We start from the raw sequence: 12,121 nt of genomic DNA, 5'->3' as shown, positions 1-12,121 counted from the left end.
GTATCATTTTAACCTTTTAGTTTTTTACTTAAATGCCGGGAATCCCGTCACGTCCATACCCGTTATCAACAAGTGAATATCGTGTGTTCCTTCATAGGTAACTACAGACTCCAAATTCATCATATGACGCATAATAGAATACTCTCCTGTTATCCCCATACCTCCTAACATTTGTCGAGCATCACGAGCAATGGTCAAAGCCATATCCACGTTATTTCTTTTTGCCATAGAGATTTGTGCAGTAGTTGCTCTACCTTCATTTCTCAGAACACCCAATCTCCAAGTCAACAATTGCGCTTTGGTGATTTCAGTAATCATTTCTGCCAATTTCTTTTGTTGCAATTGAGTCGCACCAATAGGTTTGTCAAACTGAATACGTTGTTGCGAATAACGCAAAGCCGTATCATAACAATCCATTGCTGCCCCTATCGCACCCCAAGCAATTCCATAACGAGCCGAATCCAAACATCCTAGTGGTGCTCCTAGACCCGATTTATTAGGCAATAAATTCTCTTTAGGTACTTTTACATTGTCAAAGATCAATTCTCCTGTTGAAGAAGCTCTTAACGACCATTTATTGTGTGTTTCTGGAGTTGAAAAACCATCCATTCCCCTTTCAACAATCAAACCGTGTATACGTCCTTCTTCATTTTTCGCCCAAACTACAGCAATATCCGCAAACGGTGCATTCGAGATCCACATCTTTGCTCCATTCAAAAGATAATGGTCACCCATGTCTTTAAAGTTGGTTATCATACCACTTGGATTGGATCCAAAATCAGGCTCTGTTAATCCAAAACAACCAATAAATTCTCCAGTAGCTAACTTCGGAAGGTATTTTTTACGTTGCTCTTCATTTCCATATTTCCAAATTGGATACATTACTAAAGAAGATTGCACAGAAGAAGTCGAACGAATTCCACTATCTCCACGCTCGATTTCTTGCATAATTAAACCATAAGAGATTTGATCTAATCCCGCTCCTCCATATTCCTCCGGAATATAAGGACCAAAACCACCTATTTCCGCTAAGCCTTTGATCAATTGCTTAGGAAATTCTGCTCGTTGCGCATACTCTTCAATAATAGGTGTAACATCGCGTTTCACCCATGCACGAGTTGCATCACGAACTAATTTATGTTCTTCAGACAATAAATCATCTAACAAGTAGTAATCAGGGGCTTGAAATAAATCTGGTTTCATTTTATAGTCAATTAATTAAAATAGAAAAACAAAAGTAAGTAATCTGTCAGTAGAAATCAAAGGTAAAAGGCATAATTACAACAATTCTTTTTATCACAGACCAAGGGGTTATTTCTTCTAGATTTATTTAGCAATTCGCAAGCCACAACGACAACATTCGAGATTCACAGCAGTACAACAACCGGAATTGAATATCGTTTTCGAAACTGTATCGTATGTACTACTATACTGAGAAAACAAACCTCCACTACCAAAACAACAGGGGCAAGTCCCCTACCGCTCTTATTAAAGATAAGCATAAAACGCCATTTAGCAAAAAACTTCATAAAAAAAGCAGCTTATCCATCGGACAAGCTGCTTTTTTAAAACTTAAAACACCTCATTACATATCGGGAGCGAGTTCCAATTCCAATCCCTCAATTTCAGGAGTGATATGAATCTGACATCCTAATCTACTGTTATCTTTTACATTGAATGCTTCCCATAACATCGCATCCTCATCGGGATTCTTTTCAGGTAACACTACATCATTTAAAATATAACATTGACAAGAAGCACACATCGCCATTCCTCCACAAATACCAATAGTTCCCTCCGGGGCTAGTTCGTAAGCACGAACCAACTCCATGATATTCATATTCATATCTGTTGGCGCATCTACTTCATGACGCACACCCTCTCTATCAACGATAGTAATCTTAATATCTGACATGATTTTTAATCTATAGCTTTTACAACTGCTTTTTCAGCTTCTTTTCTTGATCCATCGAATCCATCGATACCCGAAACCGTAGTATATTTTAAAACGTATTTCTTCCCTGGATTCAATCGATTATAAACACTTTGACACATTAATGTCGCCTCGTGAAAACCGCAAAGAATCAACTTTAATTTACCCGGATACGTGTTGATATCCCCAATGGCATAAATGCCTTCTATATTGGTTTGATAATCTAAGGCATTGTTTACTTTGATCGCGTTTTTCTCAATTTCCAATCCCCAATTTGCAATAGGACCTAACTTTGGTGTCAAACCAAATAAAGGGATAAAATAATCACAAGCCAACAAATCTTGTTGTCCGTCGCGCTCTAAAGTCACTCCTTCAACACGATCTTCGCCATGAATACTAATTACCTCAGCAGGTGTAATCAAATTGATTTTACCTTGATCTTTTAGATGCTGTACTTTCTCTACAGAATCCAAAGCTCCACGAAATTCGTTACGTCGGTGTACCAAGGTAACCTCTTTGGCTACATCGGCTAAAAACACGCTCCAATCCAAAGCAGAATCTCCTCCTCCAGAAATCACGATCTTTTTATCGCGGAATAGCTCTGGGTTTTTAACAAAATACTCCACGCCTTTATCCTCGTAATAACCGATGTTATCAATGAGTGGTTTACGCGGTTCGAAACTACCTAAACCTCCTGCAATGGCAACGGCTTTCGCATGGTGTTTTGTTCCCTTATTAGTGGTCACAACAAAAGTACCGTCCTCTAATTTATCTATAGTTTCAGCAACTTCATTAAGGGTAAACCCCGGTTGAAATTGCTTGATTTGCTCCATTAAATTATCTACTAATTCTGCAGCCCCTACAGAAGGATATCCCGGTATATCAAAAATTGGTTTTTTAGGATACAACTCGGTCAATTGTCCTCCCGGTTGCGGTAGTCCATCGATAATATGGCATTTTAATTTTAAAAGTCCCGCTTCAAAAACGGTGAATAATCCTGTTGGACCAGCACCAATGATTAAGATATCGGTTTGAATCATAGTTCTAAAAATTTATTACAAAGGTTATAAATCTTTTTAGCCTACACCATGATTAATGTCAATTCACCCCGATTGAAACGACATCATTTTGGAAATAAAGAATGCTAAAAAGCTCGGGCACTTTACCCTCTTACTCTACGTTTACAACGGTTTCAATCTCAGGAGCATACTTCTTAATAGTTGTTTCCACTCCTGCTTTCAAGGTCATCTGATTGACATTACAAGAAGTACATGCCCCTTCTAACCTAACTTTTACGTGTTTATTATCATCGATTGAAATCAGCGTAATATCTCCGCCATCCGATTTTAAAAAAGGACGAATTTCTTCTAAGGCTTTCTCAACGTTCTGTTGAATAGTATTTGTTGTCATAATTAAATTTTAAATGAGTGTAAAAAAGTCCGTATTAGTTTTTTCCCACTGCAGAACAACCCGCCATAGTCGTAATTTTAACTGCTTCAGTAGCTGGTAAACTATCGTTTCGCTTCACTACTTCTTGCACGACGTTTTTAACGATCGCATCGAACGCATTCGCTACTACCGTTCCTTCTTGAAGGGCTGCTGGACGACCGTAATCACCTGCTTCTCGTATACTCTGCACTAAAGGTACTTCTCCAAGGAAAGGCACTTCTAAATCTTGAGCTAAGTTTCGAGCTCCCCCTTCTCCGAAGATATAATATTTGTTATTTGGCAATTCTTCAGGAGTGAAGTAAGCCATATTTTCGATAATTCCCAATACCGGAACATTGATGCTGTCTGACATAAACATCGATACACCTTTTTTAGCATCAGCTAAGGCTACTGCTTGAGGCGTACTCACTACAACAGCACCTGTAACAGGTAACGATTGTAAAATAGACAAGTGAATATCACCTGTTCCCGGAGGTAGATCTAACAATAAAAAATCCAATTCGCCCCAATCCGCATCAAAAATCATTTGATTCAACGCCTTGGAAGCCATAGGTCCTCTCCAGATAACCGCTTGGTCTGGTCTGGTAAAAAACCCAATCGACAAAATTTCAACACCGTAACTCGTGATCGGTTTCATCTTCGATTTTCCATTAACCTCTACAGAAATAGGTCGAGCATTTTCAACATCGAACATAATAGGCATCGATGGCCCATAAATATCCGCGTCTAAAACACCGACTTTAAATCCCATATTTGTCAAGGTCACCGCTATATTTGCCGTCACCGTAGATTTACCTACCCCTCCTTTTCCAGAAGAAATAGCCACGATATTACTGATTCCAGGAATTGCTTTGCCCTTGATTTCAGGTTTCTCCGCATTCTCTACTTTGATATTCACCTTAACCTTGATCTTTTCGTCGATTTGATCATGAATTGCCTTCATCACATCGACTTCAGCTCTTTTTTTGATGTGTAAGGCAGGAGTGGTCAATACTAAATCTACGACTACCTCGTCACCGAAGGTCATAACATTCTGAACAACACCACTTTCTACCATATTTTTTCCTTCTCCAGCAACAGAAATGGTCTCTAATGCTTTCAGAATTTCTTTTCTATCTAATTTCATTATATACGTTTCGTTTCCAACAGATTAATACCACCGTCGTTAATAGGCAAATATAATGGTAAATGTCGAGATTTTAAAGTTAATGTATTCTAAATATAGATAAGAATGCAACTGTTATAGAGAAAAACTATGATGCTCAAAAGAGCTTCAGCCAACACTGGTCTAAAACAGCACACCTTCCAAATAATATTACAAAACAATAGTGCGTTCCAACTCTTTTTAATACTATATTTATCATTAATTGATGAAGAAAATAATGATTACAAAAAATAATTTTATAGCGCTAGTGCTTTTTATGGTGTCCCTGTCTGCACACAGTCAAAAAATGACACAAGATTGCCAAATCAAGAAAACGGCAAAATCTGAATTCATGTATCGAATTGACAATGAAGATGTGAAATGTATGATCAAAAATACGGGCAAGAAAACCTTGGTCTACATGTTTGCCGTTTGGTGCGCTCCCTGCATACAAGAACTACCCAAATTATTAGTGGATTTTTCTACTCGAGAAGATCTTAATTTTATTCTTATGATACACTCTAAAGAAAACTCCACATCAGATTTAAGCAGAACAGAGGCTTTCTTTGCGACAAATTATCCCGAAGTAAAAAACATCTATATTATAAAAGACGAACTCGGAAAAGGACAACGCACTAAATACAAAGAATTCCTAAAACGTGCTGGCGATCCGGAACCGATGGCTGACTTAGGCAGAATAGTACTGTATAACAAAAAAGCAGAAGTTGTTTATATCTCTAATTACACCAAGTCAAAAGAGGAAATACAAGAAAATATTCAAAAGTTTTTAAAGGGCTAAAACGCCAGCAAACGCTTGTTTTTCTGACGGTAATTGCCCCGCTTATTTGAAAAAATGCGAGCCCCCTTTTGGGAAACTCGCAAAATTGAATAAAAAAGAATTGGGGACACACGCAAAGGCGTTAAGCTTTAGTCACCTTGCCCGAAGAGGATTTCTTAACATTTACATGCGTTGGATTACCTATATAATGGATTTTACCAGATGAGGTAGCCTTCGCATCTATACTTTCCGACACAGAAAAATAAGCCGATGATGAGCTGCTGCTTACAGCAGTTACCGTTTTCGCCTTAAGCTCGGTCGCTTTAATTTTAGACGAGCTGGAAGACTCCGATTTTACGCTATTTACGTCACCAGACACTTCGATTTTAGAGGAACTACTCGTTCCCATTTTCAATTCTTTCGCACTGACAGTTCCCTGATATGATGCCGAAGAACTCGTGTTGATATCCACCAAGTCAGTGGCTTGAAAATTCCCATTCACCTTACCCGAAGAAGATACTGCAATCTTGCTTTTTTGAGATTTCACATCCCCCTTAAACAAACCTGACGAAGAAACCTCTACAGCGAAATCAGTAGTCTTTATCGTGTTTTCTGCTACAAACATAGCCGACGATGATACCGTCACCCCATCCAAATTTGGTCCTTCTACGAATACTTTGACACTTTGGTGCTTTTTACTACCTAGGCCCCAGCTGCTTTTATTGGATTGTATATAGACCTCTAATACCTTGTTATTAACTTCGGTAATAACACCCTCCAATTGTGCCTTGTTTTCGACCTCAACTATAATTTTTATGGTGTTGGACACCTTATAGTTCAACTCAATTCCCTGAGAAACTTTTACGCGATTAAAATCGCTTGCACTTCTGCTTTCTTTTACCTGTGCAGTCATTCCTAGACTTGCTAATAAAAAAACAATTATTACTGTTCTCATCTTGTATAGATTTAATGATTAGATATTTTGTATTTGGATATATTTATTTAAAAAGCTTTTGAAGTACTTGCAGGGGAGTTTACTCCAAAAAATTGGTGAAATCCGAGGGTTTTAATGTTTTAAAACCCTCTTCATCCAAGAACCGAACTCATACTAACTAATTCAATTCACTTTTCCAATATTATTTATTATCGTTTTAATATCAGGTTGAGCCTACCGCTCCCCTATATTATTGATACTTTAAATGTTTCAACAGGTCTATTCGGGTTGCAAAATACGCTCTGAATACGACCACGATCAAGGTTAAAAAAACCAAACTAACGAATGCCAATGCAAAAGGGATCCACGACAGCTTGTTGTGATAAGCAAAATTATCTAACCATCGATTCATGATCAAATACGTCGGAACAATCGCAATTACAAAACCAATTAGACAGAGAAATACATATTTTGTTACAAGATTTCGAATCAAATTTCCTGTTTCCGCACCTAAAACCTTTCGAATAACAATTTCCTTCAATCGACTCTCTATCGAAAACGAAACCAAAGCAAAAAGACCGAATAAGGATATAAAAACCACCACGAGATTTAGTCCTCTTAATAAATTGCGTTGCTTGGTATATTGCAGGTAATTTTCTGAAAATTGCTTGTCCAAAAAGACCGCTCGGAAAGGATATTCAGCATCGACATTATTGTGCCAAAACGCTTCGATTTCCTTAATCGTTTTATCGGTATCTGCTGAATTAATCTTTATAGAAACCTCGTTGATATGATAGACCAGGAAGTCAATAGCCGTATAATCAAATAGAACCATTGGACTGATCTTTGAATAAAAGCCCGTTCTATAAAAATCATCAAGCACAGCGGATATCCTATATCTACATTTATTATACATAAACTCCTTACCAACGGGATTTTCAATCCCTAAAACTTCCACCAAACGATTATTGACCGCCACCGTTGCTATAGAATCTACCACAGTATCTTTACGGATATCGTTGGCCGTTTTACTGCGAAAGCCCAACATAGCCAGATATTTAAAATCCACCCCTGCAATATCAAACTCCACTCGTTTTCCGTCTATCATCAAAGTTCCCCTCGGCATATTCTTATTTGAAAAAGGTATAGTCCCAAGCGCAATGCCCTCGACCCCTTTTATTCGACACAATTTCCTACTGAACTCTTCGGTTTCTAAAAACTTCCGACGCGATTGATGGTTGTATAATTTGGCTTGTATAATTTGATCACCTCGGAACCCCAATTCTTTTGTGGCCATAAAATCCACTTGACGCGCAATCACCAAACCTCCGACTACAAAGAAAAATGCTATCGCAAATTGCACTACCAATAAAACATTTCTCAATTTGATACCGCGTTGGCTCTTGGTGTATTTCCCTTTTAAAATGGCTAGAAAACTGACTTTATAGATAAACAGAGCTGGTATTAAACCGCCTAATACGACTACGACAAAAACAATTCCTGCAATGATCTGCCAAAAATCCAGTAAATTCAAGATTAAGTTCTTGTTGATAAAGATTGAAAAATGTGGCAATATAAATTCTACAAAGACCAAGGCAATAACTACCGCAATTGCACTATTAATCAAAGTCTCAAAGACCAATTGACCCACGATTTGCTTATTACTCGCTCCTAAGATCTTTCTAATCCCCAATTCATTTATTCTACGAATAACATAGGCATTGGTCAGATTGATGTAATTAACAATGGAGAGCAACAAAATCATTAAAGCACAGCTAAGAGCTACATACATAAACTCTACATTTCCAGCTCCTTCTATCAAACCACTATCCTCTACATTTAAACGGACATCAGCCAAGGAAGTAAATCGAGCATCGGTTTTACCGCCATAATTTTCAACATACTCTTCGACTGAAATACCTTGTTCACGAGCATAGGTCTTGCTGATACTATCGTGAATCAGCTGGGTAGTCAATTTCTCTAGAGGTCTTTTATGCGTTTTCTTTTTTGCTTTAATCAGCAACCCTAGATTCATGCTTAACCACAGTTCCTCATCGCGTTTGGTTTCGCGTTCAATACTGTTGAGTACGATATTGGGCGCAATTGAACTGTGTTGATTCAATCGATAAACCCCGCTAACCTTGTAAGGCTGATGAGCCAACGACAGAAATTTTCCTATCGGGCTTTTATCGCCAAAATACATTTTAGAAACAGCCTCCGAAATGGCAATACTTCCCGGTTCTTTAAAAACAGTTTGAACATCTCCATATACAAAAGGGAAAGGAAAAAATTCAAAGAAGGATTCCTGAGTATTGGCAATTTTCCCTATCACTCCTTTTTTAAATTCTGTTTCTGCAAAAAACTCGAGATATTCAAATGAGTAATAACAGTACTCCTCAACGAGATCAGGATACTCATATAACTTCGGCCCCAGAGCACTTGAACTGGCGACAAAACCTTCATCGTTTAGGTGGTAAGTCACTTCGAAAATTCGATCGCGGTCGGTGTTCCACGCATTAAAACGGTGTTCATCTTGCCAATACAATACCGCCAGAATTAAGGCCGATATCCCAATGGCCAAACCAATTATATTTAAAAAGAAAAATAATTTATTTTTAAAGGTCAGGTGTAGATATATTTTAAACCAATTTTTAAGCATAAAATTAATTTGCTTTTACAGAACCCATGGAATCTGTATATTTTTTTACATTTTTTGGGTTACCATAATAAATGACTTTACCCATAGAATCGGCATAAGCATCTAAACTCTCGGATACATTTACCTCTGCTTTACCCAAACTATCTGCTTCGACTTTAGCCTTTTTTAGTCTAAAGTTTTTACCTCTAAAATTGGCGGCGCTATCGATATTCAACAACAACTCCTCGGCTTCACCTGTGATATCAATAACCGCAGCGCTATCCAAACTTGCCTGAACTTTAGTAGCCGATACATTGCCACTAAAAGTGGCGGCAGAATCCATAATAAATACCATAGTCGTTGCCGAAAAATCACCTTCTATTCTACCAGCGGAATCCAAATTAATAGTTACTTTTCCACCCTTAAGTCGTTTTGTCACCTTTATTCTTCCACCTGAATCAGCCATCAATCGCGAGATATCTTTTTGAGAAACATAGACAATTACACCCGCTGGCGAACGATTTAGCGATACCGATCGTCTACCGGTCACCCCTATAGAAACTCTCAGTGTGTTATTGCGAACATCGGTGTAAATATTTTTTAAATCAATTGTTCCATCAGTCTCCACTCGGATATCTCCATTTTGATCGGGTTGGAGGATCACTTGGACCCCCATCGAAACTTGTATACCATCAAAAGTGGTCGTTTTTCTGGTTTCGCTAGACTGCGCTTGAAGCAACCAAGTCATCAGCAGCATAAAAAAACTAATCGTCAATCGTACCATCTGTCATCTCTTTAAATTTTTATTCTGTGAACACATCTATTGTTTTAACATTGCTTTTTTCGGTCAGTATCATACCGTCTTTCATCAAAATCGTCTTTTGAGAATAGGAAGCATCATGCTCGGAATGCGTGACCATGACTATAGTGGCGCCTGCAATATGCAAATCGGTCAACAGCTCCATAACATCGTTCCCATTTTTACTATCAAGGTTTCCCGTCGGTTCATCAGCCAAAATAATCTTGGGTTCCATAATCAACGCTCTACCTACAGCCACACGTTGTTGTTGACCACCAGATAACTGTTGAGGAAAATGTTTTAATCGATGTATAATGTTTAAGCGTTTTGCCATCTCTTCTACTCTCTTTTTACGTTCCGATGCAGGAATATTATTGTAAATCATCGGCAGTTCTATATTGTCAAATACATCTAACTCGTCTATAAGATTAAAATTTTGAAAGATAAAACCGATATCCCCCTTGCGAAACTTTGCGCGTCTTTGCTCGGTAAGTCCTACCATCTCCTCGCCCAGCAATTTATAGCTACCTGAAGATGCTGCGTCCAATAGACCTATTATATTCAACAAAGTTGATTTCCCACAACCCGAAGGACCCATAATTGAAATAAAATCACCGGGATTCACTTGTATATTTATTCCATTTAGTGCCGTAGTTTCCACTTCCTCACTTTGAAATATTCTCGTTAAATTTTCAATCTCAATCATCTCCTTGATAAGTGCTAAATTTATTGTCAATTAAACCATCTCCACAAATAGATTCTATTAGAAAATCTATTAGAAGTAAATGTATTCCTTTTTTTTAATCCGAGAAACGGCTAGGCTATCTCTAGGCTTCCTTTTCAAAATTAAAGTAACCCATCACAAAAGCCCATCAGCTGGTTTCACTGTATTATTACTGAGATAAGGCTTACTGCGTCACAATTTTAATTATTTTTACATAGTTAAGACTGATACAATCGCTTTATTATTACTAGTATAAAGCAAAAACGTACCAAAAATTAACCACAAGATAGCACGCTAATAATCAAATAGATATATAACCAACAAAATACAGACTGTTCGCTTTTGAACACCTGGTTGTTCGGTTTTAAAACCCATACTTGCTTTATGAAGAAAACAAATACAACGATCTTGATTCTTGACGACAATGAAGAGATCTTAATCGCGGCGAGAATGCTTTTAAAAAGGCATTTTGAAACGGTCATCACGACGACCAATCCTAAAAAGATTCCTGAATTACTATCTGAACACCCTATCGAAATCATTTTATTGGATATGAATTACCGATTGGGCTATGAAGATGGAAAGGAAGGTATCTTTTGGTTTAAAGAGATTAAAAAAATTGCTCCACAGGTTCAAATAGTTTTAATGACCTCGTATTCGAATATCGAAACAGCGGTTGAGGGCATTAAGCTCGGTGCTATAGATTATATTTTAAAACCGTGGAACAACGATCAACTACTCAATACTATTAAAGAAACGGTTAAACAATTTCGCAAAAAAGTAATAGACACGACCATCCCTACAATAAGCTTCTTTAAAGGAACAGCTCCTAGTATCTTAAAGGTCTATGAGATGGCTGATCGCGTTTCTAAAACAGATGTCAACACGCTTATATTGGGAGAAAACGGTACTGGAAAATACGTATTAGCCAAGTACATTCACGATCAATCTGCCCGTAAAAATCAGGCATTTATACATGTGGATTTGGGTTCTCTAAACGAAAATCTATTTGAAAGTGAACTTTTCGGATATGCAAAAGGCGCGTTTACCGATGCCAAACAAGATACGGCAGGACGCTTTGAGATGGCTCATGGCGGTACTATTTTTTTGGATGAGATTGGCAATGTCCCTTTACATCTACAATCCAAGCTTTTACAAATCATTCAATCCAAATCAATTACTCGGCTCGGAGAATCCAAAACCAGAGCCGTGGATGTACGCATTATCACTGCAACCAACGCCGATATTGAAACCGAAGTAGAACGCAAATTTTTTAGAGAAGATCTATACTACCGCATCAACACGGTTGTTTTGACCTTACCTTCATTGAGAGAACGCCGGGAAGACATCGCTCCACTGATGGATTTCTTTCTAAATCAAAATGCAAAAAAATACGACAGAGAAATTCCCACTATTGATAGCCAAACCCGAACCGAACTAAGCAAGTACGACTGGAAAGGAAATATCCGCGAAATGCAAAACCGAGTAGAACGCGCCATGATACTGAGTGACTCAGCAGCCTTGAAATTAGCTGATTTCGGAATTTCAGCCCTGGCCATCTCTCCCTATGAAGATGAAGCCTCACTTCACGAAATCGAACGGGTATCTATCTTAAAAGCCATGAATAAATGCCAAGGAAATATCAGCCAGACCGCCTTAGAGTTGGGACTGTCAAGATCCGCTTTATACCGCAGACTGGAAAAACACAATATTAAATAAGCT

The 12,121-nt window shown here is 38.0% G+C and carries 11 protein-coding genes; 2 read left to right on the top strand and 9 right to left on the bottom strand.

Annotation, left to right across the window (positions count from 1 at the left end):
• Positions 1 to 24: 24 nt before the first annotated feature.
• From L1275_RS05365 to L1275_RS05345, 5 genes are all read right to left on the bottom strand, one after another.
• Complete coding sequence (locus L1275_RS05365) at positions 25 to 1,203, bottom strand: acyl-CoA dehydrogenase family protein (RefSeq protein ID WP_253470588.1); 1,179 nt, start codon at positions 1,201 to 1,203, stop codon at positions 25 to 27.
• A 382-nt stretch (positions 1,204 to 1,585) separates the two neighbouring features.
• Positions 1,586 to 1,915, bottom strand: a complete 330-nt coding sequence (locus L1275_RS05360) for a 2Fe-2S iron-sulfur cluster-binding protein (protein WP_253470586.1) — start codon at positions 1,913 to 1,915, stop codon at positions 1,586 to 1,588.
• Positions 1,916 to 1,920: 5 nt separating this feature from the next.
• A complete protein-coding gene (locus L1275_RS05355) occupies positions 1,921 to 2,973 on the bottom strand; it encodes an NAD(P)/FAD-dependent oxidoreductase (RefSeq protein ID WP_253470584.1) in 1,053 nt (350 codons plus the stop codon).
• 130 nt (positions 2,974 to 3,103) lie between these two features.
• Entirely contained in the window at positions 3,104 to 3,343 is a 240-nt protein-coding gene (locus tag L1275_RS05350; protein ID WP_253470582.1) for a NifU family protein, read from the bottom strand.
• A gap of 34 nt (positions 3,344 to 3,377) precedes the next feature.
• Entirely contained in the window at positions 3,378 to 4,508 is a 1,131-nt protein-coding gene (locus tag L1275_RS05345; RefSeq protein ID WP_253470580.1) for an Mrp/NBP35 family ATP-binding protein, read from the bottom strand.
• 325 nt (positions 4,509 to 4,833) lie between these two features.
• Here L1275_RS05345 and L1275_RS05340 point away from each other — a divergent pair, with 325 nt between their 5' ends.
• Positions 4,834 to 5,325 carry a hypothetical protein gene (locus tag L1275_RS05340; protein ID WP_253470578.1) on the top strand — a complete coding sequence of 164 codons (492 nt, stop codon included), beginning with the start codon at positions 4,834 to 4,836 and terminating at the stop codon, positions 5,323 to 5,325.
• 121 nt (positions 5,326 to 5,446) lie between these two features.
• Here L1275_RS05340 and L1275_RS05335 read toward each other — a convergent pair whose 3' ends face one another.
• The 4 genes from L1275_RS05335 to L1275_RS05320 form a co-directional block, all read right to left on the bottom strand.
• Positions 5,447 to 6,259, bottom strand: coding sequence for a GIN domain-containing protein (locus tag L1275_RS05335; protein WP_253470576.1), 813 nt, complete (start codon positions 6,257 to 6,259; stop codon positions 5,447 to 5,449).
• A gap of 229 nt (positions 6,260 to 6,488) precedes the next feature.
• Complete coding sequence (locus tag L1275_RS05330) at positions 6,489 to 8,897, bottom strand: ABC transporter permease (protein WP_253470574.1); 2,409 nt, start codon at positions 8,895 to 8,897, stop codon at positions 6,489 to 6,491.
• A gap of 4 nt (positions 8,898 to 8,901) precedes the next feature.
• Positions 8,902 to 9,660 carry a GIN domain-containing protein gene (locus L1275_RS05325; RefSeq protein WP_253470572.1) on the bottom strand — a complete coding sequence of 253 codons (759 nt, stop codon included), beginning with the start codon at positions 9,658 to 9,660 and terminating at the stop codon, positions 8,902 to 8,904.
• A 19-nt stretch (positions 9,661 to 9,679) separates the two neighbouring features.
• On the bottom strand, positions 9,680 to 10,381 hold the full coding sequence (locus L1275_RS05320) for an ABC transporter ATP-binding protein (protein WP_253470570.1): 702 nt from the start codon (positions 10,379 to 10,381) through the stop codon (positions 9,680 to 9,682).
• A 402-nt stretch (positions 10,382 to 10,783) separates the two neighbouring features.
• On the opposite strand from L1275_RS05320, the gene L1275_RS05315 reads away from it, so the two are divergent.
• Complete coding sequence (locus L1275_RS05315; RefSeq protein WP_253470568.1) at positions 10,784 to 12,118, top strand: sigma-54 dependent transcriptional regulator; 1,335 nt, start codon at positions 10,784 to 10,786, stop codon at positions 12,116 to 12,118.
• Positions 12,119 to 12,121 lie beyond the last annotated feature (3 nt).

Source organism: Flavobacterium sp. HSC-61S13 (genome assembly GCF_024171535.1).
Lineage (GTDB): Bacteria > Bacteroidota > Bacteroidia > Flavobacteriales > Flavobacteriaceae > Flavobacterium.
The sequence above is the reverse complement of the archived record's forward strand: the minus strand, read 5'-3'. Positions and strand labels throughout refer to the sequence as shown.